Source organism: Pseudoduganella violaceinigra DSM 15887, from assembly GCF_000425385.1.
In the GTDB taxonomy this organism is placed as follows: domain Bacteria; phylum Pseudomonadota; class Gammaproteobacteria; order Burkholderiales; family Burkholderiaceae_D; genus Rugamonas; species Rugamonas violaceinigra.
This window is the reverse complement of sequence record NZ_KE384357.1, coordinates 499,956-525,869: the sequence shown is the minus strand read 5'-3', so window position 1 is coordinate 525,869 and position 25,914 is coordinate 499,956. Positions and strand designations below refer to the sequence as shown.

Below are 25,914 nucleotides of genomic sequence, written 5' to 3'. Positions count from 1 at the left end.
GGGCAAGTCTGGCCAAACGTCTAATGTTGTCCGCAGTGTCTGCTATCTACGGTAAAATCGCGCACATGTCCTATCAAGTCCTCGCTCGCAAATACCGTCCCCGGAACTTTGAAACGCTTGTCGGCCAGGAGCACGTTGTGCGTGCGCTGACCCACGCGCTGCATACCGGGCGCCTGCACCACGCCTACCTGTTTACCGGGACACGCGGTGTCGGCAAGACGACGCTGTCCCGCATCCTGGCCAAGTCGCTCAATTGCGTCGGCCCGGACGGCAACGGCGGCATCACGGCCACTCCCTGCGGCGTGTGCGAGGCTTGTACCGCCATCGACGGCGGCCGCTTTGTCGACTATGTCGAGATGGACGCGGCGTCCAACCGCGGCGTCGATGAAATGGCGCAGCTGCTGGAGCAGGCAGTGTACGCCCCGTCCAATGCGCGCTTCAAGGTCTATATGATCGACGAGGTGCACATGCTGACCAACCACGCCTTCAACGCCATGCTGAAGACGCTGGAAGAGCCGCCCGAGCATGTGAAATTCATCCTGGCGACCACCGATCCGCAGAAGATTCCCGTCACCGTGCTGTCGCGCTGCCTGCAGTTCAACCTGAAGCAGATGCCGCCGGGGCATATCGTCGGCCACCTGGAAAATATCCTTGGCCAGGAACACGTGGTGTTCGAGCAGCCCGCCTTGCGCTTGCTGGCGCAGGGGGCGCATGGTTCGATGCGCGACGCGCTGTCGCTGACCGACCAGGCGATCGCCTATGCCGCCGGCGCCGTGACGCTCGATGCGGTGCAGGGCATGCTGGGCGCCCTGGACCAGTCCTACCTGGTGCGCCTGCTCGATGCGCTGGCCAATAAGGATGGCGCGGACCTGATGGCGGTGGCCGATGAGATGGCGGCCCGTTCGCTGTCCTATAACGGCGCCTTGCAGGACCTGGGCACCTTGCTGCACCGGATTGCGCTGGCGCAGAGCGTGCCGTCGGCGGTGCCGGTGGACCTGCCTGAATATAACGATATCGTGCGCCTTGCTTCGCTGTTCGACGCGGAGGAGGTGCAGCTGTTTTACCAGATCGCCGTGCACGGGCGCAATGAACTGGGACTGGCGCCGGACGAATATGCCGGCTTCTCCATGACCCTGTTACGCATGCTTGCCTTTCGGCCCGGTATCGGTGGCGCCGATGGCCAACCGGCCGGCGCCCCGGTAGCGGCGCGCCCGGCGGGCGCGAATCCAGCCCGCGCGGCTGCCGCTGCGGCCATGGCGGCCAATGTGGCGACGGTGGACCGCCTGAGCGTGCCTGTCGGCCAGCCGGCACCCGCCGCTGCGCCCGCGCCGGTGGTGCCGCCAGCGCCGCCGGTGCAACAGGTCGCTCCAGCTGCCGCGCCGGCCGCCAATGCGCCGGCCGCTGCGCGGCTGGCTAGCGTTCCTGCCGCTGCCCCTGCAGCCCCTGCAGCTGCGGTGCGGCCAGCGCCGCAGCCGGTGGCAGCACCGGCCCCGCAGGCGGCGCCAGCCGCCGACAGCCGTCCAATGAGCCCAGCAAAGATGGCCATCACCGCCGCGCTGGAAGCGGCGCGCGCCGCCGCCGCTGCCCGTACCGGCCAGCGCGCCCCGGCGCCTGCGCGTCCGGCCGAAACGCCGGCGCCGGCCAATGCCGCTCCAGCCGCCGCGCCATCCGCCGCAGCGCGCGCCGCGCAGCCTGCCGCCCAGACGCCTGCGGCGCCGGCAGCACGCGCGCCGGCACCGTGGGAAGACGCCCCGGCGCCAAGCGCGCCCGCCGCGCCGGCCACCCCGCCATGGGAAGAGCAGCCGGGCGGCGCCGCCGTCATGGCAGCGCCGGCGCACATGCAGCAGCGCGCCGCCGCCCCGCAGCAGCACGCGGAAGAGGACGACCTGCCGCCTTGGGTGACGGCGTTCTCCGACGATTCCGCCGTACCGGCCGGCGCCGACCACATCGGCGGCATGGCGCAGGCCGCGCCGCAGCAGCGCGCGGCAGCAGCGGCCAAGGCGCCGTACGAATATGTCATCACCCCGGTGCCTGAACTGGGCTGGGATGGCAACTGGCCCGCGCTGGCGGCCCACCTGCCGCTGCGCGGCGTGGCGCAGCAGCTGGCGACCCAGGCCGAACTGGTCGGTTGCAGCGTCGATGGCGATATGTCGGTCTTCCGCATCCGCTGCCCGATCGAAACCTGGGCCACGCCGGCCAACGTGGAAAAACTGACGTCGGCGCTGACCGAGCGCTTCGGCCGCCCGGTGCGCGTCGAGACCGAAATCGGCAAGGCCTGGTACACCACCAGCGTCGAAGCCCAGGCTCACCGCGACAATTGCCAGCGCGCCGCCGAAGAAACGGTCGCCGCCGACCCGTTTATCAAAGCAATGGTGCGCGACTTCGGCGCCTTCATCGTGCCCGGCTCGATCGTGGCGCCGATGACGCCCGCGCACTGAAACCCCATACTCAACACCGAAATACGGAGAACCGCATCATGATGAAGAATCAACTGGCAGGCCTGATGAAGCAAGCGCAAGCCATGCAGGACAATATGAAGAAGGCGCAGGACGCGCTGGCCCTGATCGAAGTCGAAGGCCAGTCCGGCGCCGGCATGGTCAAAGTGGTGATGACCTGCAAAAACGACGTGAAGCGCGTGTCGATCGACCCGTCGCTGCTGGGCGACGACAAGGACATGCTGGAAGACCTGGTGGCCGCCGCCTTCAATGACGCCGTGCGCAAGGCCGAAGCCACCGCTTCCGAAAAAATGAGCGGCCTGACCGCAGGCCTGCCGCTGCCACCCGGCTTCAAGATGCCGTTCTAAGCCCGCACCATGTTCATCATCGCGCTCACGTACTTGAAGCCGGCCGAGGAGATCGACAAGCTCCTGGCCGCGCACAGCGAGTACCTGCGCGAGCAATATGCCAATGGCATGTTCCTGATGTCCGGCCGCATGGTGCCGCGCACCGGCGGCATCATCCTCGCCACGGCCGACAGCCGGGCCGATATCGAAGCGGTGATCGAGCTGGACCCGTTCAATGAAGCGGGCGCCGCCAGCTACACCATCACCGAATTCGTGCCGACCAAAACGGCCGATTTCCTGAGCGCCTTCAAGCAATCCTGATCCAATGGCGAAGTCCTTTGAATTCCTGACGGAGGCGCTGCGCCGCCTGCCCGGCGTCGGTCCCAAGTCGGCCCAGCGCATGGCTTTCCACCTGCTGCAGCACGACCGCGAAGGTGCGGCCATGCTCTCGCGCGCCCTGTACCAGGCGGTGGAGCAGGTGCACCACTGCGCGCTGTGCAACACCTTCACCGAAACCGAGATCTGCGACACCTGCGCCGACGAAGCGCGCGACCGGCGCCAGTTGTGCGTGGTCGAAACGCCGGCGGACCAGGCGATGATCGAGTCCACGCTGACCTACAAGGGCCTGTATTTTGTGCTGATGGGGCGCCTGTCGCCGCTGGACGGCATCGGCCCGAAAGACATCCACCTGGAAAAGCTGCTGGCGCGCGCCGCCGACGGCGTGGTGGAGGAAGTGGTGCTGGCGACGAACTTCACCAACGAAGGCGAAGCCACCGCCCACTACATCAGTGAAATGCTGAAGGCGCGCGGCCTGGCCGTGACCCGCCTGGCGCGCGGCGTGCCGGTGGGCGGCGAGCTCGAATATGTCGACGCCGGCACCATCGCGCGCGCCATGCTAGACCGCCGCAGCACCTGATCCCGCGCACGCCAGCATGCGGCTGATCGCCTCCTGCGGGGCGGGGCGGCCCAGCAGGTAGCCCTGTGCCATATCGCAGCCGTAGTGCTTCAGCAGTTCGAGCTGCTCGCGCGTTTCGACGCCTTCCGCCACCACGATCATTTTCAATCCATGCGCCATGGCGATGATGGCGCGTGTGATGGCCGCGTTTTCGCTGTCCTGCGGCAGGCCGCTGATGAAGCTCTTGTCGATCTTCAGCGCACGCACATCGAAGCGTTTCAGGTAGCTCATCGACGAATAGCCGGTGCCGAAATCGTCGATGGATAAAAACACGCCGATGCCGCGCAACTGCTCCAGCGTGGCCAGCGTGGCCAGGGCATTGTCCATCAGCGTGCCTTCGGTCAGTTCCAGCTCCAGCAGGCTGGGATCGAAGCCGCTATCCTGCAGCACGGCCAGGACGATCTGCGCCAGGTTTTCATCCTTGAACTGGCGCGCCGACAGGTTGACCGACATGCGCACCGGCCGGCCGCACTCGCGCTGCCAGGCCCGCGCCTGATCGCAGGCGGTGCGCAGCACCCATTCGCCAATTGGCACGATCAGGCCGGTTTCCTCCGCCAGCGGAATGAATTCGGTCGGCGGGATGATGCCGTGTTCGGGATGGCGCCAGCGTATCAGCGCTTCCACGCCGACGATCTCGGTGGTGGCGACGTCAACCTGCGGCTGGTACAGCAGGTACAGTTCGTCGTTCTGCAGGGCCTTGCGCAAGCCCACTTCCAGCTTGACGTGGCTCATGATCTGCATCGTCAGCGATGAGCTGTACAGCTTGGCGTTGTTCTTGCCGCAGTTCTTGGCGTGGTACATGGCGGTGTCGGCGAATTTCAGCAGCGAAGTGCAGTCTTCGCCGTCCTCCGGGTAAAGCGAGATGCCGATGCTGGCGGTGACGAAGATCTCGTGGCCGTCCAGGTTGAAAGGGCGCCGCATCGCGTCCTTCACGCGGTGCGCCACGGCCAGCGCGTCGTCGACCCGTTCGATGTCGGGCAGCAGGATGGTGAACTCGTCACCGCCCAGGCGCGCCAGGCTGCACAGGTGGTCGCCGGGCCGTATCGTTTCGCGCAGCCGCTCGGTGACGATCTGCAGCAGCAGGTCGCCGATATTGTGGCCGAGCGTGTCGTTGATGCGCTTGAAGGAGTCCAGGTCCATGAACAGGATGGCGAATTTGCGCTGCTCGCGCTGGGAGCGCTCCAGCTCGCGCTCCAGCGTTTCCAGGAAGGCCTGGCGGTTGGGAATGCCCGTCAGGCTGTCGCAGTAGGCCAGCTTGCGGATCTGCTCCTCGGTGCGTTTGCGCTCGCTGATATCGCGCACCAGGCCGAGTACTTCGCCGGCGGCGGTGGCGACCAGGCGCGCCTCGAAATGGTGGCCCACGCCTTCGCGCGCCAGTTCGTAGTCGACCGAATGCACGGAAGGGGAGTGCAGCACGGCGGAAAGCTGGTCCAGCATGCGCGTGGCCACCGGCGCGGGCAGCACGTCGCGGATATGCCGGCCCACGCATTCGCGGCTGGCGAAATCGGCGCCCGCTTCATGGCCCTCTTCATAATCAAGGTAGTAGCCGTCGGCGCTGAGGCGAAAGAAGGTATCGGGAATGGCGGCCAGCACGGCGCGGTTGTGGGCATCGGCAATGCGCAGGCGGGCGATGGCGTCGCTGGCGCGCAGCACGTACAGCACGCGGTGGCCCAGGATCGGCCAGTTGATCGGCTTGGACACGAAGTCGGTGGCGCCGGCTTCGTAGGCCTGCGTGACGGCCTCCAGGTCGTCGCCGCCGGTGACCATGATGACGGGGACGTGGGCGATGCCTTCCAGCTTGCGGATGGCGCGGCAGACGGAAAAGCCGTCCAGCACGGGCATGTCGACGTCCAGCAGCACCAGGTCGGGCGCATTGTCGCGGAAGCTGGCCACGGCGGCCCGGCCGTCGCAGGCTTCCACGGCGTCGAGGCCGACCTGGGCCAGCATTTCAAGCATCAGCAGGCGCATGACGGGATCGTCATCCGCCACCAGTACGGTGCCGCGTTTGGAGGAATAGAGCGCTGCCATGATGTCATGCTCCCTGTGGCAGGATGGTGTCGAATGTCCTGCGTGCCGCCTGGAATTCATGCTCCAGCGCCGCCAGCAGGCTGGCCGCCCCCGCGGTCTGCCCGGTGCGGCCCAGTTGTTCCATTTCCCGGCACAGTCTGGCCAGTTGGTCGGCGCCGACGTTGGCGCTGCTGGATTTCAGGCTATGGGCGGTCTTGCGGACGGCGGATGCATCGCACAGGGCGATGGCTTCGCGCAGGGCTGCGAGCTGGTGCGGCGTGTCTTGCAGGAAGGCGGCGAGCACGCGCTGGAGCAGGGCCTCGCCTTGGCCCGGATTGAGGGCGCGGATAGCGTCCAGCGCCAGCGGGTTGATGGCGGCGCGCGGGGTTTCCAGCACGGCCACCTGGCCGCCCGCGGGCGGGGGCTGGCCCGATGCGTGGCGGGTGGCGGCGGCCACGGGGCCGGCGGGCGGCGGCGCCAGGGCCGGGCCGCGCGGCAAGGCAACCCAGCGCCCCAGCGTATCGGCCAGCGCCTGCTGCGAGAACGGCTTGCTGATGTAATCGTCCATGCCGGCCGCCAGGCAGCGTTCGCGGTCACCCTGCAGCGCGTTGGCGGTGATGGCGACGATCGGCGTCGTGCGCGCCCGCCCGCGCTGCTGCTCGAGACGGCGGATTTCGGCGGTGGCGGCCATGCCGTCCATGACCGGCATCATGCAGTCCATCAGCACCAGGTCGTAATCGCCGGCGCGTACCGCGGCCAGCGCCTCTTCGCCGTTGGCCGCGCAGGCGACCTCCATGCCCAGGCCGCGCAGCATGGCCGATGCCACTTCCACGTTGACCGGATTGTCTTCGGCGAGCAGGGCGCGCGGGCGCTGGCCGTGGCGGGGGCGTGCGGCGGTGTGGGAGGCGGCGCCTGTCAGCGGTGCCGCCGCCACGCCCTCGCTGGCGCGCACCGGCGTGACGATGCAGTCGTACAGGTCCGGCTCGCGGACCGGCTTGACCAGCTGGAAGGCCACGCCCGCCGCCCGCCGCTGCACCGGGTCCGCCGCATTGCGCTCGGAAGCGAGCAGGATCACGCGCACGGCGGAGATATCGGGATCGGACTTGATCTCGGCCGCCAGCGCCAGCCCGCCGATATCGTCCAGGCCCATTTCCAGCAGGACCACGTCGTAAGGCGTACCGCGCGCCGCCGCGGCATGCAGTTCGCGCAAGGCGTCGGCCGCGCTGGGCGAGCAGGTTCCCTGCAGATGCCAGCGCCCCAGCAGGCGTTGCAGAGCGAGGGCGCTTTCCGCCTGGCGGTCCACCACCAGCGCGCGCAAGCCCTTGGTCGGCTTTTGCTGAAAGCCGGCATCGTCGGCATCCACGCGCCGCTTGTCGAACTGCACGGTGAACCAGAAAATCGAACCGCGGCCGAGCGCGGTGTCCAGGCCGATCGAGCCTCCCATCAGCTCCACCAGCTGCTTGGAAATCGCCAGCCCCAGGCCGGTGCCGCCATGCTTGCGCGTGGTCGAACCGTCCGCCTGGGAGAACGAGTCGAAAATATGCGCCCGCGCTTCGCGGGCCACGCCAATGCCGGTATCGTGCACCTCCACGCGCAGGCGCGCCGATTGCGCGTCCTCCTCGGCCACCCGCACCGCCACCTTGATGCATCCCTGGTCGGTGAACTTGACGGCATTCCCCAGCAGGTTGACGATCACCTGGCGCAGGCGGTTCGGATCGCCGCAGATGGCCAGCGGGATATTGTTCGCCACGGCGAACTCGATCTCGATACCCTTGGCCTGGGCCTGGGGCGCGAACACGTTCTCGATATCGTCCAGCAGCTCGCGCAGGTTGAAGTTGATGTATTCGACCGTCAGCTTGCCCGCCTCCACCTTGGAAAAATCGAGGATGTCGTTGATGATCACCAGCAGGTGCTCGCCCGAGCGGCGCACCATGCTGGTGTAATGGCGCTGGGTTTCGGACAGTTCGGTCGCCGCCAGCAGTTCCGCCATGCCCAGCACCCCGTTCATCGGCGTGCGGATTTCGTGCGACATATTGGCCAGGAAGGCGCTCTTGGCCTGGCTCGCCGCTTCCGCCGCATCCTTGGCCTTCTCCAGCTGCGCGGTGCGGATGTTGACCTGGCGTTCCAGCTCGCCGCGGTAATGCGCCAGCTTGGTGTCGCGGCTCTCGATCTGCGCCAGCATGCCGTTGAAGCTGTCGATCAGCGTACCCAGTTCATCGCTGCGCTGGTGCTGCACCTGGGCGTAGGTCTGGCTGCTGCTGACCTTGTCCGCCGCCGCGATCAACTGGGCGATGGGCGCCGCGATGCCTTCCCGAAAGCGCGCCGACAGCACCAGCGCCAGCCCGAAGGAGGCGGCGGTGGCCGCCGCCGTCATGCCAAGGTTGCGCAGGATGCCCAGCCACAGCGAGGCCTGGCCGGCCTCGATCATCACCGCCCCGATCACATGCTGGCGCACGCGCACGGGGCGGTAAAGGCGCAGCAGCGGCGCCCACGGCGGGCCGTCGCGTTCGGCCAGCTCGCCGGCGGCCAGCGACTGCAGGCGCGACGCATCCAGGGCGCCGGGCGGCTCGCGCAGCGCCGGGTAAGCGGCGAAGGGATTGCCCTCGCGGTCGAACAATGCCGCGCGCGTGATATCGCCCTTGACGGCCAGTGCGGCCAGCGCTTGTTCGGCGGTCGGCCGGTCGGCGTAGAGCAGGGAAGCGACGCTGTTGGCGCCGATGACGTCAGCCAGCGAAGTAAGCTGCTTGCGCTCCTCGCTGGTGTGGGACAGGACGGAAGCAACGGCGAACGCCACGAACACCAGCAGCAGGGCGCTGCCGGTGGTGAGCACCGAAATGAAGGTCAGTTTCTGGCTTAAGCCGGACCGTTCGAAGTTGAGCATTTTCGCCGCCGAAGGACGATTCCATCGGGCAAAGAATAAATGCTAAGAAATTCGACACCTTGATCTGGCTCTATGTTTCGGTCGCTAGCAATTGCTCCCGGTAAGTCAATGTCCCCCCTGGGGTCAGCAGCAGCCGCCGCGCTTGCCGGCGCCGCCGTAGCGGGCTTCCTGCCGTTCGCGGAAGAATTCCTCGTAGCTCATCACGGGTTCGCCCGGGTGGGTCGCTTCGCGATGGGCGACGTAGGTGTCGTATTCCGGCAGGCCGCACATCAGCCGCATGCTCTGTCCGAGATAGCGGCCTGCCTTGACGATTTCGTCCAGCATGGTCTTACTTGGCCGCGGCGGCGTATTGCGCCGGGGCTTCGTTGTGGGTCGGGCGGCTGGCGTTCCAGGCCGCCAGCGCCGTGCGCACGCCGAATACCAGCACGCTGACCACGACGATCATGAAGAAGGCCGCCAGGCCCGCATCCAGGTAGTCGTTGAAGATCACTTGCTGCATCTGCTCGATCGACTTGGCCGGCGCCAGCACCTTGCCGTCGGCCAGGGCGGCCTGGTATTTGGCGGCGTGCGCCATGAAGCCGATCTTCGGATTGGCGTCGAAGATCTTCTGCCAGCCGGCCGTCAGGGTGCACAGCAGCAGCCAGATGGTCGGCAGCACGGTGACCCAGGCGTATTTGGTGCGCTTCATCTTGAACAGCACGCAGGTCGCCAGGATCAGCGCGATCGCGGCCAGCATCTGGTTGGCGATGCCGAACAGCGGCCACAGGGTGTTGATGCCGCCCAGCGGGTCGACCACGCCCTGGTACAGGAAGTAGCCCCAGGCGGCCACGCACAGGCCGGTGGCCAGCAGGCTGGCGAAGACGGAGTCGGTGCGCTTCAGCGACGGGGCGAAGGATCCCAGCAAGTCCTGCAGCATGAAGCGGCCGGCGCGCGTGCCGGCATCGACGGCGGTCAGGATGAACAGGGCTTCGAACAGGATGGCGAAGTGGTACCAGAAGGCCATCATGGCCTTGCCGCCGACCACATTGGACAGGATGTGCGCCATGCCAACGGCCAGGGTCGGTGCGCCGCCGGCGCGCGAGATGATCGACGCTTCGCCGACGTCCTTGGCGGTCTGCGTCAGCATGTCCGGCGTGACGTGGAAGCCCCATTGCGAAATCGCCTGCGCCGCCGAATCGGCCGTGGTGCCAAGCAGGGCGGCCGGGCTGTTCATGGCGAAGTACACGCCCGGTTCGATGGTCGATGCGGCCACCAGCGCCATGATGGCGACGAAGGATTCCATCAGCATGGCGCCGTAGCCGATGAAGCGGGCGTGGGTCTCGTTCTCGATCATCTTCGGCGTGGTGCCGGAGGAGATCAGGGCATGGAAGCCCGACACGGCGCCGCAGGCGATGGTGATGAACAGGAAGGGGAACAGGCTGCCGGCCCAGACCGGGCCGGTGCCGTCGATGAATTTGGTCAGCGCCGGCATCTGCAGCATCGGTGCCACGATCAGGATGCCCAGCGCCAGGCCGACAATGGTGCCGATCTTGAGGAAGGTGGACAGGTAGTCGCGCGGCGCCAGCAGCAGCCAGACCGGCAGCACGGAAGCGATGAAACCGTAGCCGATCAGCATCCAGGTCAATTCCGTGCCGGAGAAGGTGAACATTGGCGCCAGGGCCGGGTTTTCCTGCACCCATTGGCCGCCGAAGATGGCCAGCATCAGCAGCACGAAGCCGATCAGCGACACTTCGCCGACGCGGCCCACGCGCACGTAGCGCGAGTAGACGCCCATGAACAGGGCGATCGGGATGGTGGCCATCACGGTGAAGGAGCCCCATGGCGAGTGCGCCAGCGCCTTCACCACGATCAGCGCCAGCACGGCCAGGATGATCACCATGATCATGAAGGTGCCGAGCAGGGCGATATTGCCGGGGACCGGGCCCAGCTCGGACTTGATCAGGTCACCCAGCGAGCGGCCGTCGCGGCGGGTGGAGATGAACAGCACCATGAAGTCCTGCACGGCGCCGGCGAACACCACGCCGGCCAGGATCCACAGCATGCCGGGCAGGTAGCCCATCTGCGCCGCCAGTACCGGGCCGACCAGCGGGCCGGCGCCGGCGATCGCGGCGAAGTGGTGGCCGAACAGCACGTTCTTATTGGTCGGCACGTAATCGAGGCCGTCGTTGTATTTGTAGGCCGGGGTCAGGCGGTTCGCTTCCAGGCCCATGACGTTGCGGGCGATATACAGGCTGTAGAAGCGGTAGGCGATCAGGTACACGCAGACGGCGGCGATCACCAGCCAGATGGCGCTGATCGGTTCGCCGCGCTGGAGGGCGATCACGCCCAGCGCGCCGGCGCCCAGCAAGGACAGCGCTGCCCAGCCGATTGTTTTCATAGTGGGATTCATCGGGGTCTCCTCCAAGGATGAATGCCCAGTATTCATGAATTGAATAACTGTCACAAGCGCAGCACTACGCAAACCCGATGCGTACAATTACGTAGGGCGGGGCGGCGGCCGGGGGCTTACAATCGGTGGATGAAGCTGCGGCAAAAGTTCCTGTTCCTGGCCATCGCGCCACTTATCCTGTCCCTGTGCGCGATCGCCCTCGCGGTGCGCTACCAGGCCACCACGCTCGCGCAGCAGCAGCGCGACACCATCCAGCAAGCCTACCTGGCCAGCAAGGAGGCGGAGCTCAAGCACTACGTGGCGCTGGCGACGCACTCGATCGCCCACCTGGTGAAGTCCGGCCGCAAGGACCAGGCCACCCTCGACGAGGCGAAGCGCATCCTGTCCTCCCTGAGTTTCGGCGACGACGGCTATTTCTTCGTCTACGACATGCAGGGCAAGGCGCTGATGCATCCGCGCCAGCCCGAGCTGGTGGGCCAGAACCTGTTCATGCTGAAGGACGAGGAGGGCAATCCCACCATCCAGCGCCTGCTGGCCCGTGCGCGCGAAGGCGGGGGGCTGGAGCGCTACAACTGGATCAAGCCGTCCACCCACAAATCCGTGCCCAAGCTTGGCTATGTGATTCCGCTGCCGGAATGGGGCTGGATGCTGGGCACCGGCATCTATCTTGACGACGTCGATGCCGCCCTGGCCAAGGTGGATGCCCAGCAGCGCGGCAATATCCGCAATACCTTGCTGTGGATGGCGGCCATTGCGGCGCTGGCGCTGGTGGCGGTCGGCGTCTCCGGCCTGGCGCTGAATATCCGCGAGTACCGCGAAGCCGACGCCAAGCTCAAAGTGCTGGCGCAGCGCGTGGTCGAATCGCAGGAGGTGGAGCGGGCGCGCCTGTCGCGCGACCTGCACGACGGCATCAGCCAGTGGCTGGTGTCGATCAAGCTGCAGATCGAGGCCGGCATCATCCGCCTGTCCCATCCGGGCCAGCAGGACAAGGCCAAGGCGGCGTTCGAACACACGGCCGAGCAGCTCAATAATGTGCTGGCCGAAGTGCGCCGTATTTCGCACAACCTGCGCCCGGCCATCCTGGACGACCTGGGCCTGGCGGCGGCGCTGGAGCACCTGGCGGCGGAATTCCGCGCCCATATCGGCGGCAACGTGGCCTTTGCCGCCACCGGCTGCACCGACCGCCTGACGGACGTGGCGAACACAGTGCTGTTCCGCATTGCGCAGGAAGCGCTCACCAATATCGAGCGCCATGCCGGGGCCAGCCGCATTAGTATCGACCTGGAAGGCGACGCCGACAGCGTCATGCTGCGCATCGCCGACAATGGCGGCGGCTTCGACGCGGAAGGCATCGCCGGCCATCCGAAGCGCGGCATCGGTTTACGGAATATGATGGAACGTATGGACGCGATCGGGGGCGAGTTCCGCATCGAGTCCTCGCCGGCCGGCACCATCGTGCAGGCGCGGGTAGACAATAAAGGCAAGCAATGACCAGGATCCTGTTGGTAGACGATCATCCCCTCGTGCGCGACGGCCTGCGCGCGCGCCTGGAGGCCATGGCGCAGTTCGAGGTGGTGGCCGAGGCGGGCAGCGCGGCCGAGGCGCTGGAAGCGGCGCGCATTTACGGGCCGGACCTGGTGCTGATGGACATCAATATGCGCGAGACCAACGGCATCGAGGCCACGGCACAGTTCAGGCGCTTCTTCCCGCAGATCGCGGTGCTGATCCTGTCCATGCACGACAAACTGGAATACGTGACCCAGGCGATCCAGGCCGGCGCCCGCGGCTATGTGCTGAAAGATGCGCCGGGCAAGGATATCGTGGTCGCCATCGAGACCGTGATGGCTGGCGGCATCTATTACAGCGCCAACCTGGCGCAGCAGCTGGCCCAGCCGATGACCCATGATAACCAGCTCACCACCCGCGAGGCGCAGGTGCTGCGCCACCTGGCCAATGGCGAATCCAACAAGCATATTGCGCGGGAACTGGACCTCAGCGTGCGGACCGTGGAAACCCACCGCCTCAATATCAAGCGCAAGCTGGGCATCGAAGGACAGGCGGAACTGATCAAGTTTGCCGTGCAGCACGCGCAGTTCGATAAGTAGTTTCGTAGTGCTTAGTAAAATAATCATTAATGTAGCATTTCGGGTACAAACCCCGCGCTGGCGCGCATCTTCCTTGCCCAAAAACCAGGATTTTGGGCGAGTTCTGCTATAGTCCGCGAGTCCTGTAACACAGGTGTGGCAGCACGCGTGCGATGGTTGCTTAAGGTTAATAAAGCACTTACCATGCTCTGCATTACCACACCGAGATTCCGATGTTTGCGTCAGATCCAAATTCGTTTCCGCTGGTGGGAATCAAGCCTGTCCTGAATACCCAGAACCAATGGGCAGGGCTGGCATTTCAGATGCCATCCGTGGTTTCGCTGCCGGATTTGCAGACGCTGCTTGCTTGTCCAGAATCGGCAGCCCTGGGGGCGATCGATTACTTCCTCCCCCTTCCTGATCCGCTCATCCTCGACTTGGCGAAGCTTGACGGCCTGCCGCTCAAGCGCATGGTGTGCATCGTACCGGCCGCGCGGCAAGCCGAGGCCGACATACGGCAGCATTGCCAACGGCTGGCCGCGCGCGGCCTGCGCCTGCAGGCCGACAGCCCGCTTTGCGCCGGACTGCCGCGCGCACGGGAGCACGATGCGGCGCAGGGCGACGGCACCACCCGCAAACGCTTGCTTGCCCTGCTTGGCCTCCTGGCCCAGGACGCCGATTCGCGGGAGCTGGAATTGCTGTTGAAGCAGGATCCGGCGCTGTCCTTCCAGCTGCTCAAACTGGTGAATTCGGCGGCCTTTGCGCCGAATAGCCACCCAATCCACAACTTCGGCCAGGCCATTAACCTGCTTGGGCGGCGCCAGCTTCAGCGTTGGCTGCAGCTGTTGCTGTACGCGCGCCAGCAAGCCGACGGCCCGGCCAATGCCTTGCTGCCGCTGGCCGCCTTGCGCGCCGCCCAGATGGAAGCCCTGAGCAGGCTGCGCGCAGGCGACCGCCATGAACAGGACATGGCTTTCCTGGCCGGCGTATTTTCCCTGCTTGATGTGCTGCTGGCGATGCCGATGCCGGAAATCGTGTCGGCCCTGAACCTGGACCTGGAGGTGGTGGCGGCCCTGCTGGACCGTAGCGGCCGGCTGGGCGAGATGCTGGCGCTGGTGGAAATGCATGAACCGCAGGCGAGCGCACTGCGCGATGTCGGCATCGACAACGAAACCTATTGGCGCAGCCTGTTGCAGGCCTACCACTGGGCGCTCCAGGTCAGCAGGAACATATAGGCATGCCCGCGCAACCGGTTTCCGACTTCCTTTCCAGCAGCGCCGCCCTGTGCGATGCGGTGCTGCGCCTGCGCGGCCATGCGCTGGTGGAGGAGCTGGGCCGTATCGCCCGCGACGTTACCGGCAGCCCGCACGGCCGCTACGTGCCGAGCGATATGGCGCCTGCAACGGGCTTGCCCGGCTGGGAGAACGGCCTGTCCCAGTTGATCCAGTACGAAGAGAACTACTTCGGCCGCTTTGAAGTCTCGGGCCGCGACAGCTACACTGAAACCACCCGGCAGCATCTTGCCAGCCTGGCCAACCTGGCGGGCAGCGTGCTGCAGGTGCACTCGGTAGCGCAGCGCACCACCCACGCCTATGTGCAGGTGGAAGCGCGCTTGCAGCATCAAACCCAGATTCTCGACCAGATCCATGAATCGGTGCTGACCATGGACTTGAACGGCTTCATCACCAGTTGGAACAAGGGCGCCGAGCGCCTCTTTGGCTATACGGCGGTGGAAGCGCTCGGCCGCAATATCATCTTCCTTTACGAGGACGAGGACGAAGCCTCCTGCGACGCCTTCCTGGCGCACGGCGGGCGCCTGATGGAAGTGCGCCGCCGGAAAAAGAGCGGCGAAATCTTCTGGGCCAGCCTGTCGCTGTCGCAGCTATGCGATATGGAAGACCGCTCGATCGGCCTGGTGGCCTACCTGACCGACATCACGGAACGCAAGCGGGCGGAGGAGCGCATCCATCACCTGGCTTACTACGACGAGCTGACCGGCCTGCCCAACCGCTCGTTGCTGGCCAAGCTGATGGACCAGGCCCTGACCGTGGCCCAGCGCAGCAAGGGGAGCGGCTGTGTCATGTTCATCGATTTGAACCGTTTCAAGCTGATTAACGACACGCTGGGCCGCCGGGTAGGCGACGCCCTGCTGCGCGAAGTGGCGCAGCGCTTCCGCCTGGTGCTGCGCGACCAGGACGTGGTGGCGCGCCTCTCCAGCGACGAATTCGCGGTTGGCCTGTTCGACATCAACCAGCACTACGAAGCGAGCATGGTGGCCAACGAACTGCTGGACGCCGTCAACGAGCCGTTCCTGATCGACGGTCACGACCTGCGCGTCAGCGCCTCGATCGGCATCAGCGTTTATCCTCAGGACGGCAATGACGCCGAAACCCTGCTGCGCCTGGCCGATATCGCCATGTACCGGGCCAAGCAAAACAGCTCGCCGGAGGGGGAGCATATCGCCTTCTACAGCCAGGACATGAACAAGGGCATGCAGGAGCGCATGCGCATCGAATCGGGTCTGCGCCAGGCACTCGGCAACGGCCAGCTTATGCTCCATTACCAGCCCAAGTTCGAGATCAGCAGCGGCAGGATCATCGGCGCGGAAGCGCTGGTGCGCTGGAAGCATCCAGAGCGCGGCCTGGTGCCGCCGGCGGAATTCATTCCCCTGGCCGAAGCCACCGGCTTGGTGGTGCAGTTAGGGGAATGGGTGCTGGAAGCGGCATGCGCCCAGGCCCAGGCCTGGAAGGAAAAAGGCCTGCCGCCGGTGCGCCTGGCGGTCAACGTGTCGGCACGCGAATTCACCTCCGCGCTGCCAGGCCGCGTAATGGAAACGCTGCGGCGCTATGGCCTGGAACCGTCGTGGCTGGAGCTGGAAATCACCGAGTCTACGCTGATGCACAATATCGAGCGGGTGATCGGCATCATGGACCGCCTGACAGCGGCCGGCATCACCCTGTCGCTGGACGACTTCGGCACCGGCTATTCGAGCCTGTCCTACCTGAAGCGCTTCCCGATCGACACGCTGAAGATCGACCGTTCCTTCACCACCGGCATTCCGTTCGACAGCAACGACTGCGCCATCGCCAGCACCATCATCAGCATCGCCCGGCAATTGAACCACCGGGTGATCGCCGAAGGCGTGGAGACCGCCGAGCAACTGGACTTTCTCAGGGACTCAGGCTGCGATGAAGTGCAGGGCTACCTGTTATCCCGCCCCTTGCCGGCGCACGAATTCGAAGACGCGCTGGCGCGGAACTGGGCGCCGCCGCAACCCATCTGCGCTGCGGGTTGAGCATGATGCGCGCCGCCATCCTGGCCTTGCTGCTCTGCTGTACCGTGCAGGCAGCCGAACCGGTGCATATCAAATTCGGCATGCAGGATGACATCGCGCCCTTTGTGATGCCGGACCGCCACGGCGGCCTGATGGTCGACGTGCTGCGCGACGCCATGGCCACGCAAGGCTTCGTCGCCGATTTCATCTACTTGCCGCAGAAGCGCACGGAGGGAGCCTTGCGCAGCGGCCTGGTTGACGTTTTCACGGGAGGCAAGCCGACGATGGCGCTGCCTGGGGTGATAGGGCATTGGCCGGTCACCAGCTTCAATAATCAGGCGATCACGCGGCGCGCGACCTTGCCCCGCCTCGATTCGGTCAGCGATCTTTCGCGCTACCGCGTGACGGCGTTCTCAGGGGCTGCAACCATGTTGGGGCAGGCATACCGCGACGCGGTGCAGCACAATAGCCGCTACAGCGAGCCGCTCACGCTGCAATCGCCGCTGCTGGTGCTGAAGCAGGTGGATGTCGTGATTTCGCAAAAGGATATTTTCCACTACTACCTGGACCGCCAATCCTACCTGCGCGACGGGGATTTCGACCTGGTGTATCACGACATCCTTGGCAAGCCGAACGAATACTGGTTTGTGTTCCGCACGGCGGAACAGCGCGACACGTTTGAACGCGGTATTGCTGCGCTGTACAAGTCGGGCGATATCGACCGCATTTTCGAGCGCTATAACAAGGCCTACGGCACGTCGCGGGATTTTTTCCGCCCGCTGGATTGCCAGTTCGCCGCCGTCAAACCCAAAGGCTGCTAATGCGGCGGATTTGCCACTTCCAACATCCAGCGTGAGATTTCCTCGCGCGAAGCGGAGGGCGCACTGGTGTGGCTGGCCTCCGGTTCATAGAGGCGGGTCAGCGGATTGCGGGGCAGGGCGTCGAAGCTGGGGCGCTTGAGCTTGAGCAGATTGGGAAAATCGTTTGTCGGCACAATGAACAGCACCGCTGTCCCGGGCTTCATTGCGCGCATTGACTGCATCTGGTTCATCGCGCCTTCCGGATCGAACCAGGTCACATAATTCTCCGGTTTGCAGACGACGGTGTAAGTCCCTTTGGCGCCTTCAAAATCCTTCAGCCGCGCCAACTCGGCGCCTTTGCCTTCGGCGACCAGCTTGCGCGCCTCGTCCAGCGTCCCGCCCAGCCTTTCGCGGACGATCTGGCTGGCGCTACTTGCTCCGGGGGCGATGGCGATGATGCCGTCCACCGCATGTTTGCTGCCGAAGTTGAGGGCGAATGCGCCGCCCTGGCTATGGCCTGCCACGAACAACCTGGTTGCTCCCTTGGCGCGAAGCTTGTCCAGCGCCGCATCGATTTCCGCCTCTGCCGCAGCTGTGTCGACGTCGTAATTCCTGTTGCCGGACCAGGGCATTTCAAGATTGGCGACGTTGTAGCCCTTGGCCTCCAGTCCCGACGCCAGCTCCGCGACATATCCTTTTGGCGAGCCGCCTTTGCCGTGCATGACGACCACGCCAACCGACTGCGGCGCGGTCTGCGCCACTGCGGTAGCGGCGACCAGGATCAATGCCGCAAACTTGCCGAAAAATCTGAGCATACTTTTCTCCAATGATTATCGCGGCACGAAACCGTCGATTTCGTCGATCAGGCGCGCACGGCCGCGAGCGGGGCGCTCAAGGTGCAAAAAATGGGTCCCATCCGGGATGCGCACCATGCGGAGAGCGGGAGCGTGCACCAGGTCGGCCTGCAGGTTCTGCATATCTTCCGGCCGCGACCAGAAATCCTTCTCACCGGCGACGGCCAGTACTGGTGCCGTGATCAGGGAAGCATCCCACAACTGGCGCCCTGTGGCCAGATAGAAGCTATCCTCCATCGCCCCGCACGGCGCGCGGAAGCTGCGCGGCTCGCGTTGACTGCTGGTGCTGTCGCTGTCGAGCGCCGCTTGCACATACGCTTGCGCCACGGCTGGATCGCGTGCCTTGTCCTTTTCATCGCCCAACGTTCGGTCCCATGGCCCCAGCGTGGACGCTGCGTCGGCTACGCGGTAAGTGCCGCAGGCCGTGCGGTTGAAGGCGCCGGGGTGCTCCTTGTCCTCCATGCCGGTGCCGCGCCCGATCAATGGGTGCGCCGATGTGCCGCGGTACAGGCTATTCAGCATCACGACCGCGCTCAGTTTGGGCGAGTGCAGGGTTGCGTAATGCCCGGCCCATTGGCCGCCGGTCGCCCAGCCGAACAGCGCCACTTTGGCGCCGTCGCTGCGCCGGCGCACGAAATCCACTGCCGCGTCGATGTCTTCAACGGCGGCGCTGGAGCGCACCAAGGCCGCATCGGTCGTCGGCGCAACGTCCATGGCTGCGGGGCGCGTCGAGGCGCCGTAGCCACGCACATCGAGCGTATAGACATCAAATCCACGTGCCGCCAGATCGGCCGCCAGCGAGCCACCTTGCACGGGCAGGTCGAACGAGGCTTTTGCGCTGACACGCGCGCCATGCACCAACAGGATAGGGCGCTTGCCATGATGCTCGCCTATTTCCGTCACCGCGAGCGTGACACCCGGCGCGGAGGGCACACTGAACTGTTGCGAGGCCTGTGCCGCCAAGGACACTGTGCCCACCAGTACGAGGAACAGTCTTTTCATCGAAATCAGCGGGCGGGGTTGTCCGCCACTTCGTTGGTTAATTGGCTGACAAGATTAACGCTTTTTTCCGCGCGCCGCATATGAAAAAAAAAGGCGGCCAAATGGCCGCCCCTTTACCTGCATGGATGACAAGGCGCTTTTCAGCCCCAGCCATACCAGGCATCGCGCAACTCGCCGACTTTTACGCCTGACAGTTTGCTTTGCTTGTTCAGCCATTCCTGCACCAGGGTGCGATGGCTTTCTTCGACTTTGCCGTAGGCTTTGTTGGAGACGACAAAGCCGCCGAAATCGTCATTGTAGCCACCGCCGAATGCGAGGCCGTTGGCTTCAATAGCTTCTTCGAGGAAAGCGTGGAGCAGTGCATTTTGCTCGGCGGAGGTCGGCGAACCGACCAATTGGGCCTCGACCATGAATCCCAGTTCCTGGAATTCGCCGAGGTGCAGTTTCTTGAGTTGGCGTTTGTTGTAGCGACGTGCTGCAGTCATTTTGAGGCCTTTTATTTTGTGGAAGCGGGCAGATTCTAACTGATGGACGGGGCTGGCCGACGTAAGTTTCCAAATCGCTGAGTTGCCCGAGCGTAGATTACATGGCCACAGAAGGCCCCAACTTACCAGCAAGAGTGGCATGCCATTGGTGGACGTGGCTAAGGCAAAGAAAAAGCCGCAAATTTTGCGGCTTTCTTCCGTCGTCATTGTGGCCTAATCGGATTCGCTGGAGCCGGTCATACTACGCGGAATTCAATAGAATCTTTCGCGAAGAAGTTCTTACGGCGCATGATAGTTTGTAGGCAACGGATATTGAATGTCTCGCCATCATTAGGCTTTAGTGCTTCATCGATATGCTGCGCAAGAAAGCGCATGAATACACCTTCGAGCTCAACCGCATTAATAGGCGGTTTATTGCGCAGATCATTAAGGCGATCCAGGCCGAAGTGGACAGAGGGCTTAATCTCGGCGCTGTATGATGCCAAGTTCGCATTGATGCACGCGGTCATGACATCAAGATCAGCCCGAGAAATCACTATTTAGTGAGAGTGGTCGATCTTGTGGCTTTTATTGTTAGTGATCTTATTGCAAATAAGCTCACGCAACTGAGCATTAAGTGCATCGTCATTTTCGGCTTCAATAGTGCCCAAGTCTTCAGTAGACTCAATCGTTCCAAAGCGAACATTGAACTCGCAATTGTCAAACGAGTCCACGTACACGACTTTGCCGGTTTCGCTATCTCGGAAGGACGCGAAATTCTCCCGGACAGTCATCCGAAAATCAAACATTGCGGTCCTTTCCTAAATGTTGTTGACCTCAGTTAAGGACAATGCTAGCACAGGAGGCAATCGCCTCGTACGAAATAGGCGTGAAAAATTCTCCGTTGCAAAAAATAAGTACAATTTTGCAATGTAGCGTGACGATGGTTGCGGAAACCACTTCCGCAACTGTGCGAGGATTGAGAATCGGCCCCCTGATGGAAGTCCGTAGTGGCAAGCATCAAAAGGGACAAAGTCATTTTTTCAACGACTTAGGTGATGCTCTTGGCAGCGGTGGCAGTCTAACAAGGTCTTGGAGTCCGCGTAAATGCTATGCTTGAATCATGCTGGGTACTGAATATGCCCCAAACATGCCCCCAAAAGTTTTTTCTTAGGCATGCAATCCCTACTTCTTGTTGCTTGTTACAAAGAGTGAATTTTTCTGGGTAACTCCGCCTTATAGTGGTGGGGCAATACTTGGAAATAGCAACCATTAGGGAGCCAATATGAAACTTGCAAGTTTTCTGATCAAGAACTTCAAAAGAATTGGGGAAGCCGGCTGTGAAATCCGGATCGACAAAATCGTAGTGCTGGTCGGTCAAAACAATGTTGGAAAGTCAACTGTGCTTGACGCCTACGAAGCTTTTGCGGCAGCAAGCGCCCCACTGTCGGAGAGTTTTTTCCATAAGGAAGACATCTCCAAGCCCATAGAAATTACCGGCATATTCAGGGAGGTCACGCCCGAGGACGAGGAAAAGATCGGCAAAAGCCGGGGCTACGATGACCCCGAGTATGGCCGGTGCGTGAAGGTACGCTTCGTCTGGACAAAACCTGATGTTGCTGCTCAGAAGCAATCCTTCAGTCCGGAAAAGAACGATTTCATTGACGGTGGAGTAGGGGGCATCGACGCCTTAATTCAGAGTCGAATCCCAAAGCCAGTACGAATTAAGCCCACCGATGCCACCGAAATTACTCAAGCGAAAATCGTCAGCGTACTGAAAGACCACGTAGAGAATAGACTTAAAGCCGACTCAGACAGCACAAAGGCGGTGTTCGAACAAATCAACCTTTTGGCGGATAACTTCCGAAAGCGACAATCCCCTTGCCGGCTCCATCGTTTTGTTCAGCATGACTAGCCATTGTGAGAGTGATAATTTCTATGTCGTTTTGGCTCGCGTGCCGATATTTCTGAATTTCTGAATAGGGGCATAACAATAAGGATTAATCTTCGACAAACAGGAGTTCACCAATCGCCGTTCCATAAAATTCATGTGATAGAGGAAATATAATGAAACGATTGAATTTGATTTGGCTGATTGTATTTTTTTTGAGCACCAAGGTTTATGCTCAAAAGATCGATTGCTCTCCATTGGATCCGCGAGCAGAGATCACGACCAAGCGCGAGGCGGAATTGCAATTGTCTGCTGACACTGCATTTAAAGTGGCGAAAGCGAAAGGTAGCCTGAAAGGCGTGTTTGAGAACACTATTCGAGCGCATACTGCTAATGCCAATCCTTCCGATGCTTCTATCATTCAAATGCGGAGCTTATATATATTCTGTGGAATGGTGGCAAATGCGACGGATTTGTCAACGACACAAAAATTCAATTTCTATAAGGAGTTGCTTCAACTTCAGGCGGCCCCTGTAAAAGTGATTAATCAGGTCAAACCTGTGAGACCAACATCATCGCTGAGTCCTCAAACATTTCATTTTTATGAGAAATATATATCATCTTCTGACAATACGGCGGAAAGTGGGCGGTACATGGGAGACACTGGTTTCGATATCAAAGGGGCCTATGTGCTTTCCGGGAAAAACTTGGGTGTTAGAATTGACTCTTTAAGAGTTGAGTTGAAAGGTTGGTCCAGTGCGGATCTCACAATCGGCATATCGCCAGGATGTTCGGCCGCAAGGTTTCCTGATTTCATTTCTCAAGCAGAGGTTTTTTCTGTGGAAGCAACGCCTAGCGCGGTTCTGGAGATTCCATATGAAGCGACCAACAGGCATATTGACCTAAGAATCGGGGAGGATCATTCGGTTGCTGGCCTTCGATTGGTCGCATTAATTCGCTATCCGCTAAACTTCACCTGCGTAGAATCGTCTAGGTTTTCATAGATGCGCGATTCCATTATGTGCCTCTCTCGGAGATCCAGGCAAATAGCTTATGCTCGTCTGCCAGAGCTAAACCTCTTCGGTTAACTTTTTCATGTTCAGGAGTGTGGTTCCGGACAAAACTTCTCGTGTCTTCGTCAAGCTTTTGCGGGACGCTAGCATCGAGGCAAGCGAGCACCTCGCTGATTGAAGTGAGGGACGTATGTGTTTAAAACCCGCTAGCAGGCTGCTGAAATACCTCCGAAACACACCCAGTTTGGACATGAGTCAGGGTGCCTTTACCCTTGAACATGTCGAAAAAATCGCTTGTAGCTCGTTTTGCGAGGTCGGCAATCCGACAGAAGATGACGCAAATCAGTATTTCAACAGCCTGCTAGAAAGCGTTCATTGGCCAATCGCGGCGTCCGAATGTTTCGTTCGGTACGCTCCTTCTACGAGGATGGCGCCGGCCTTTGCCTGCGCAGCGCGATTCTTGCGGATTTTGATTACCGGTCCTTCGGCTTGCTCACGTGGCGTCTCTGCTTTGTCCTTAAGCGTGAGCTTTGCGCGTGCCGGTGTATCTGGCTGTGCGCTGGTTAGGGGTGACGACTCGACTTCAATGTCAACCGGCGCGGTCGACTCGTTCGAATCAACTTTCTCCAGTGTGGACATCGCCTTCAGCGCCAGGTAGCGGGGCTGCGGATCGTTCTCTTCTTCATCGATGCAGTATGCGTTGACACTGAGGGCGTCGCCCGATCAGGTCCATGATCAGCAGTTGCACGGTCGTGGTGTCGGCCTGATCGATGTAGGCGCAGATAGTCTCCTTATCGCGCTCGAATGGGTACAAGTCGCCGATGGCATCGACTGGAAGCGATTCGATACCCCAATCGAGGATCAGCGCTTTTGCCAATTTGCGCAGCATGTGCACGGTGAGGCCAGTTCTGGCCCTTTCACGAAGCTTGCGGAACGTTGCGACACGTACTGAAGTCATCGCATCAGCGATGCGCTCATTCTCAGCGTGCAGAAGTTCGCGCTGGCGTTGGGCTTCCAGGATCTGCAGTTCGATTACGTCGTGATCCGAGAGATCGCGGCAGAGTGCAGGAATGTGCGCGATGCCAGCAATGATCGCGGCACGCCAGCGCCTTTCGCCGGCGATAAGTTCGTACATCTGTCGCTGCCCTTCGGTTGCTGGAAGAGGGCGAATCAGGATAGGCTGTACGACCCCTTTTTTCTTTACGCTAGCCGCCAGCTCTTGCAATTTGCTTTCGTTGAAGCGCTTGCGGTTTGTGGGCGAGTTAATGATGTGGCTGGTGTTGAAGTGGCCAAACGTGCTGCCGTCATCCAGCGTGAGCATATTGAGAATGCCGGGCAGATCGTTGGGCTGTGTCGTTGGTGCCGGAATAAGGGTCAGTTCCATATCAGTTCTCGAATTGATTAAAGGGTGCAGACGTCTGCACTGAATGAGTAGTTAAGCGTTGGTAGAGGCACTGGACAGTTGAAGTGCGATCACTGGCATAAACCAGGGCGCGCCGTCGATCGTTCCCGGTACCTCTATTTGAGCCACTTGGCAGCCACGAAATACGTCTGCGAAGAGCGCGTGTACGGTTCCTTGTTGTGGACCGGCTGGTGTTTCAAATTCGACGCTCGCTCCGCGCTTAATTTCATGGATTTGCATGTATGGGTTCCTCTGAAACCAACCAGAACCAGAACCATAACCATAACCAAGTAACCCCCCAGCAACAGCCAACTCTGAGCGAAGACTGCACACGGGGCGCCGTGGCGCTCAGTATCGAATTCCGAAGGTGCGGGGTGAAAACGACGCCGGCAAATCCTCTGCTGCTGGAGCAGCAGTTTCGTCACGCCAGCGGCAACTTGCTGACGATCCGCGCTGTATCGGTGGACTCGTCGGACGGGACAACAACCGATGCGGTGTATGCCTACGTGAACGGAGCGTGTCAATGAATTTGAAACACCTTGTTAAATCGGTGAGAGTCTAATTCTCGGGTTTCAGGCAGCTTTCTTCTCCATCATTGGTGGGTTGATCCAGGCTGCGGTCGGCAGCTTCTGTGGCTGCGGCAAGCGATGCTTGAAGCGGCTCGGTGTGCGTAAGAATGCTCCCGCCAACGTGGCCTGTCGTTGCTTACGTACCTCTGCAGCGCGGCCGGTATGGACGTCCTGTGGCGTCATCATGCCGATGCCGGAATGGCGGTGCTGCTGGTTGTACCAGGTGAAGAACTGGACGCAGTGGACGCGAGCATCCGCCAGCGAGCCAAAGCGAGCCGGGAAGCCCGGCTGGTACTTCAAGGTTTTAAACTGCGCCTCTGAATACGGGTTATCGTCGGAAACATAGGGCCTGCTGTGCGACTTGGTAATGCCCAGATCAGACAGCAGCGTGGCAACGGGTTTGGAGCGCATGCTGCTGCCACGGTCGGCATGCAAGGTGAGCGCGCCAGGCTCGATGTCTTCCTTGGCGGCGGTGTCGGCAATGAGCTGCTCGGCCAGTTCGGCGGTCTCCTGTTCAGCCACCATCCACCCCACCACGTAGCGGCTGAAGATATCGAGGATGACGTACAAATGAAAACACGTGCCGCGGGTTGGCCCCTTCAATTTGGTGATGTCCCAAGTCCAGACTTGGTTGGGCATCACAGCCAGCAGTTCCGGCTTCGCGTATTCAGGATGACGCAGTTGGTTGCGCCGCTCGCGCACGGCGGCACAGCCTTGCAGCAGACGGTACATGGTGCGCACGGAAGCCACGTAGCGCCCCTCGTCGAGCAACTGGGCGTAGATGGCAGCCGGTGCGCAATTGGCAAAGCGCGGGCTATTGAGCACATCGAGTACGACACGGCGCTCAAGCTCCGACAACGCCAACGGCGGCCGCTTGGATACCGTGCTGCTGGTCGGTGCCGGAAGCGGACAGACATTGCGCGCGCTGCGGTCGCGATACAAGGCGCTGCGCGGCAGGCGCAAAGCGCGGCAAGCAGCGGCTACGCCGACTTGCTCAGCCAGGATGCTGGCGGCACTGATCACTTCGGCTCGCTCGGCGTGTCGCCGGTACTCAGACCCAGCAGAGTGGAAAGTTTTTTTTGGACGTCGATAATCAAGTCCGCCTTGGCCAGCTTGGCGCGCAGGCGTTCAACTTCTCGTTCCAACTCCTGCACACGGCGTGCTTCGGCCGCAGCAGGATCTGCTTTGGGGCCGCGTTTGCGTTCCAGCGCAGTGGACTCGCCGGCAACCTTACGCTGCTTGCGCCAAGTCGCCAGGTGCGATGAATAGATGCCTTCACGACGCAACAAGGCGCCGATATCGCCCGGCGCCACGCAGGCGTCGGCTGCGGCCAGAATGCGCAATTTCTCGGCCTTGGAGAAGGTGCGCCGCTTGGCTGTCGGGGTCACCTCGGGATCGGGGCGTTGAACCTTGCTGGACGCCGCTGCGACGGGGTCTTGGGAATCTGCTGGAATGCTAATTTGCTGCTTTCGGTTGTGCATGTTGGGACCTACCGCTGTACTTTAAATTAATCGGGTAGGTGTCTCAAGTTATATTGGTACAGAGGG

General features: G+C 62.1%; 23 protein-coding genes. 12 read left to right on the top strand and 11 right to left on the bottom strand.

Annotation, left to right across the window (positions count from 1 at the left end):
• Positions 1 to 65 precede the first annotated feature (65 nt).
• From dnaX to recR, 4 genes are read left to right on the top strand one after another with little or no spacing between them, the layout of a single operon-like run.
• Positions 66 to 2,438, top strand: a complete 2,373-nt coding sequence (gene dnaX / locus H597_RS0122210) for a DNA polymerase III subunit gamma/tau (RefSeq protein WP_028104049.1) — start codon at positions 66 to 68, stop codon at positions 2,436 to 2,438.
• A gap of 38 nt (positions 2,439 to 2,476) precedes the next feature.
• Positions 2,477 to 2,803 carry a YbaB/EbfC family nucleoid-associated protein gene (locus tag H597_RS0122205; protein ID WP_028104048.1) on the top strand — a complete coding sequence of 109 codons (327 nt, stop codon included), beginning with the start codon at positions 2,477 to 2,479 and terminating at the stop codon, positions 2,801 to 2,803.
• A 9-nt stretch (positions 2,804 to 2,812) separates the two neighbouring features.
• Entirely contained in the window at positions 2,813 to 3,103 is a 291-nt protein-coding gene (locus tag H597_RS0122200; protein ID WP_028104047.1) for a YciI family protein, read from the top strand.
• Between the two features lie 4 nt (positions 3,104 to 3,107).
• Positions 3,108 to 3,698: a recombination mediator RecR gene (gene recR, locus H597_RS0122195; RefSeq protein ID WP_028104046.1), complete on the top strand. Its 591-nt coding sequence runs from the start codon at positions 3,108 to 3,110 to the stop codon at positions 3,696 to 3,698.
• Here recR and H597_RS0122190 read toward each other — a convergent pair.
• From H597_RS0122190 to H597_RS0122175, 4 genes are all read right to left on the bottom strand, one after another.
• Complete coding sequence (locus tag H597_RS0122190) at positions 3,678 to 5,765, bottom strand: putative bifunctional diguanylate cyclase/phosphodiesterase (RefSeq protein ID WP_028104045.1); 2,088 nt, start codon at positions 5,763 to 5,765, stop codon at positions 3,678 to 3,680. The two genes, recR and H597_RS0122190, sit on opposite strands and share 21 nt — an antisense overlap.
• Positions 5,766 to 5,769: 4 nt before the next feature.
• A complete protein-coding gene (locus H597_RS0122185) occupies positions 5,770 to 8,625 on the bottom strand; it encodes a response regulator (protein WP_028104044.1) in 2,856 nt (951 codons plus the stop codon).
• A gap of 123 nt (positions 8,626 to 8,748) precedes the next feature.
• A complete protein-coding gene (locus H597_RS0122180) occupies positions 8,749 to 8,949 on the bottom strand; it encodes a YbdD/YjiX family protein (protein WP_028104043.1) in 201 nt (66 codons plus the stop codon).
• Positions 8,950 to 8,953: 4 nt separating this feature from the next.
• Positions 8,954 to 11,014 carry a carbon starvation CstA family protein gene (locus tag H597_RS0122175; protein ID WP_028104042.1) on the bottom strand — a complete coding sequence of 687 codons (2,061 nt, stop codon included), beginning with the start codon at positions 11,012 to 11,014 and terminating at the stop codon, positions 8,954 to 8,956.
• Positions 11,015 to 11,143: 129 nt separating this feature from the next.
• Here H597_RS0122175 and H597_RS0122170 point away from each other — a divergent pair, with 129 nt between their 5' ends.
• The 5 genes from H597_RS0122170 (at position 11,144) to H597_RS0122150 (ending at position 17,193) form a co-directional block, all read left to right on the top strand.
• On the top strand, positions 11,144 to 12,505 hold the full coding sequence (locus H597_RS0122170; protein ID WP_028104041.1) for a cache domain-containing protein: 1,362 nt from the start codon (positions 11,144 to 11,146) through the stop codon (positions 12,503 to 12,505).
• Positions 12,502 to 13,119, top strand: coding sequence for a response regulator transcription factor (locus H597_RS0122165; RefSeq protein WP_028104040.1), 618 nt, complete (start codon positions 12,502 to 12,504; stop codon positions 13,117 to 13,119). The genes H597_RS0122170 and H597_RS0122165 overlap by 4 nt, the downstream gene beginning before the upstream one ends.
• Positions 13,120 to 13,421: 302 nt before the next feature.
• On the top strand, positions 13,422 to 14,333 hold the full coding sequence (locus H597_RS0122160) for an HDOD domain-containing protein (protein WP_307580754.1): 912 nt from the start codon (positions 13,422 to 13,424) through the stop codon (positions 14,331 to 14,333).
• A gap of 2 nt (positions 14,334 to 14,335) precedes the next feature.
• Positions 14,336 to 16,393, top strand: coding sequence for a putative bifunctional diguanylate cyclase/phosphodiesterase (locus H597_RS0122155; protein WP_028104038.1), 2,058 nt, complete (start codon positions 14,336 to 14,338; stop codon positions 16,391 to 16,393).
• A 2-nt stretch (positions 16,394 to 16,395) separates the two neighbouring features.
• Positions 16,396 to 17,193 carry a substrate-binding periplasmic protein gene (locus tag H597_RS0122150; protein WP_051294017.1) on the top strand — a complete coding sequence of 266 codons (798 nt, stop codon included), beginning with the start codon at positions 16,396 to 16,398 and terminating at the stop codon, positions 17,191 to 17,193.
• On the opposite strand, the gene H597_RS32080 is transcribed toward H597_RS0122150, so the two are convergent.
• The 4 genes from H597_RS32080 to H597_RS35085 form a co-directional block, all read right to left on the bottom strand.
• Complete coding sequence (locus H597_RS32080) at positions 17,190 to 17,987, bottom strand: alpha/beta hydrolase (protein ID WP_051294016.1); 798 nt, start codon at positions 17,985 to 17,987, stop codon at positions 17,190 to 17,192. The genes H597_RS0122150 and H597_RS32080 overlap by 4 nt on opposite strands.
• Positions 17,988 to 18,002: 15 nt before the next feature.
• A complete protein-coding gene (locus tag H597_RS0122140; protein WP_154668223.1) occupies positions 18,003 to 19,028 on the bottom strand; it encodes an alpha/beta hydrolase in 1,026 nt (341 codons plus the stop codon).
• 140 nt (positions 19,029 to 19,168) lie between these two features.
• On the bottom strand, positions 19,169 to 19,720 hold the full coding sequence (locus H597_RS34325; RefSeq protein ID WP_083941229.1) for a YggL 50S ribosome-binding family protein: 552 nt from the start codon (positions 19,718 to 19,720) through the stop codon (positions 19,169 to 19,171).
• Positions 19,721 to 19,749: 29 nt separating this feature from the next.
• Positions 19,750 to 20,022, bottom strand: coding sequence for a hypothetical protein (locus tag H597_RS35085; protein WP_211232074.1), 273 nt, complete (start codon positions 20,020 to 20,022; stop codon positions 19,750 to 19,752).
• Positions 20,023 to 20,777: 755 nt separating this feature from the next.
• On the opposite strand from H597_RS35085, the gene H597_RS0122120 reads away from it, so the two are divergent.
• Positions 20,778 to 21,407 carry an AAA family ATPase gene (locus tag H597_RS0122120; RefSeq protein WP_028104034.1) on the top strand — a complete coding sequence of 210 codons (630 nt, stop codon included), beginning with the start codon at positions 20,778 to 20,780 and terminating at the stop codon, positions 21,405 to 21,407.
• Positions 21,408 to 21,559: 152 nt separating this feature from the next.
• Positions 21,560 to 22,387, top strand: coding sequence for a hypothetical protein (locus tag H597_RS35080; protein ID WP_154668222.1), 828 nt, complete (start codon positions 21,560 to 21,562; stop codon positions 22,385 to 22,387).
• Between the two features lie 691 nt (positions 22,388 to 23,078).
• Here the strand turns inward: H597_RS35080 and H597_RS0122110 are convergent.
• Both H597_RS0122110 and H597_RS35075 read right to left on the bottom strand, forming a co-directional pair.
• Complete coding sequence (locus H597_RS0122110) at positions 23,079 to 23,780, bottom strand: ParB/RepB/Spo0J family partition protein (RefSeq protein WP_028104032.1); 702 nt, start codon at positions 23,778 to 23,780, stop codon at positions 23,079 to 23,081.
• A 51-nt stretch (positions 23,781 to 23,831) separates the two neighbouring features.
• Positions 23,832 to 24,038 carry a hypothetical protein gene (locus H597_RS35075; RefSeq protein ID WP_154668221.1) on the bottom strand — a complete coding sequence of 69 codons (207 nt, stop codon included), beginning with the start codon at positions 24,036 to 24,038 and terminating at the stop codon, positions 23,832 to 23,834.
• A gap of 2 nt (positions 24,039 to 24,040) precedes the next feature.
• On the opposite strand from H597_RS35075, the gene H597_RS36135 reads away from it, so the two are divergent.
• On the top strand, positions 24,041 to 24,325 hold the full coding sequence (locus H597_RS36135; protein WP_028104031.1) for a terminase gpA endonuclease subunit: 285 nt from the start codon (positions 24,041 to 24,043) through the stop codon (positions 24,323 to 24,325).
• Between the two features lie 45 nt (positions 24,326 to 24,370).
• On the opposite strand, the gene H597_RS0122100 is transcribed toward H597_RS36135, so the two are convergent.
• Positions 24,371 to 25,848, bottom strand: a protein-coding gene (locus tag H597_RS0122100; protein ID WP_371850740.1) for an IS3 family transposase whose coding sequence is annotated in 2 segments (ribosomal slippage) — positions 24,371 to 25,405 and positions 25,408 to 25,848 — 1,476 coding nt in all. Because the reading frame shifts where the segments join, the coding sequence is not laid out codon by codon here.
• Positions 25,849 to 25,914 lie beyond the last annotated feature (66 nt).

Excerpts from the sequence above, each read along its gene's own strand:
- dnaX (WP_028104049.1), top strand. The coding sequence starts at position 66 with ATGTCCTATCAAGTCCTCGCTCGCAAATACCGTCCCCGGAACTTTGAA.
- H597_RS0122205 (WP_028104048.1), top strand. The coding sequence starts at position 2,477 with ATGATGAAGAATCAACTGGCAGGCCTGATGAAGCAAGCGCAAGCCATG.
- H597_RS0122200 (WP_028104047.1), top strand. The coding sequence starts at position 2,813 with ATGTTCATCATCGCGCTCACGTACTTGAAGCCGGCCGAGGAGATCGAC.
- recR (WP_028104046.1), top strand. The coding sequence starts at position 3,108 with ATGGCGAAGTCCTTTGAATTCCTGACGGAGGCGCTGCGCCGCCTGCCC.
- H597_RS0122190 (WP_028104045.1), bottom strand. The coding sequence starts at position 5,765 with ATGGCAGCGCTCTATTCCTCCAAACGCGGCACCGTACTGGTGGCGGAT.
- H597_RS0122185 (WP_028104044.1), bottom strand. The coding sequence starts at position 8,625 with ATGCTCAACTTCGAACGGTCCGGCTTAAGCCAGAAACTGACCTTCATT.
- H597_RS0122180 (WP_028104043.1), bottom strand. The coding sequence starts at position 8,949 with ATGCTGGACGAAATCGTCAAGGCAGGCCGCTATCTCGGACAGAGCATG.
- H597_RS0122175 (WP_028104042.1), bottom strand. The coding sequence starts at position 11,014 with ATGAATCCCACTATGAAAACAATCGGCTGGGCAGCGCTGTCCTTGCTG.
- H597_RS0122170 (WP_028104041.1), top strand. The coding sequence starts at position 11,144 with ATGAAGCTGCGGCAAAAGTTCCTGTTCCTGGCCATCGCGCCACTTATC.
- H597_RS0122165 (WP_028104040.1), top strand. The coding sequence starts at position 12,502 with ATGACCAGGATCCTGTTGGTAGACGATCATCCCCTCGTGCGCGACGGC.
- H597_RS0122160 (WP_307580754.1), top strand. The coding sequence starts at position 13,422 with ATGCCATCCGTGGTTTCGCTGCCGGATTTGCAGACGCTGCTTGCTTGT.
- H597_RS0122155 (WP_028104038.1), top strand. The coding sequence starts at position 14,336 with ATGCCCGCGCAACCGGTTTCCGACTTCCTTTCCAGCAGCGCCGCCCTG.
- H597_RS0122150 (WP_051294017.1), top strand. The coding sequence starts at position 16,396 with ATGATGCGCGCCGCCATCCTGGCCTTGCTGCTCTGCTGTACCGTGCAG.
- H597_RS32080 (WP_051294016.1), bottom strand. The coding sequence starts at position 17,987 with ATGCTCAGATTTTTCGGCAAGTTTGCGGCATTGATCCTGGTCGCCGCT.
- H597_RS0122140 (WP_154668223.1), bottom strand. The coding sequence starts at position 19,028 with ATGAAAAGACTGTTCCTCGTACTGGTGGGCACAGTGTCCTTGGCGGCA.
- H597_RS34325 (WP_083941229.1), bottom strand. The coding sequence starts at position 19,720 with ATGACGACGGAAGAAAGCCGCAAAATTTGCGGCTTTTTCTTTGCCTTA.
- H597_RS35085 (WP_211232074.1), bottom strand. The coding sequence starts at position 20,022 with ATGACCGCGTGCATCAATGCGAACTTGGCATCATACAGCGCCGAGATT.
- H597_RS0122120 (WP_028104034.1), top strand. The coding sequence starts at position 20,778 with ATGAAACTTGCAAGTTTTCTGATCAAGAACTTCAAAAGAATTGGGGAA.
- H597_RS35080 (WP_154668222.1), top strand. The coding sequence starts at position 21,560 with ATGAAACGATTGAATTTGATTTGGCTGATTGTATTTTTTTTGAGCACC.
- H597_RS0122110 (WP_028104032.1), bottom strand. The coding sequence starts at position 23,780 with ATGGAACTGACCCTTATTCCGGCACCAACGACACAGCCCAACGATCTG.
- H597_RS35075 (WP_154668221.1), bottom strand. The coding sequence starts at position 24,038 with ATGCAAATCCATGAAATTAAGCGCGGAGCGAGCGTCGAATTTGAAACA.
- H597_RS36135 (WP_028104031.1), top strand. The coding sequence starts at position 24,041 with ATGGGTTCCTCTGAAACCAACCAGAACCAGAACCATAACCATAACCAA.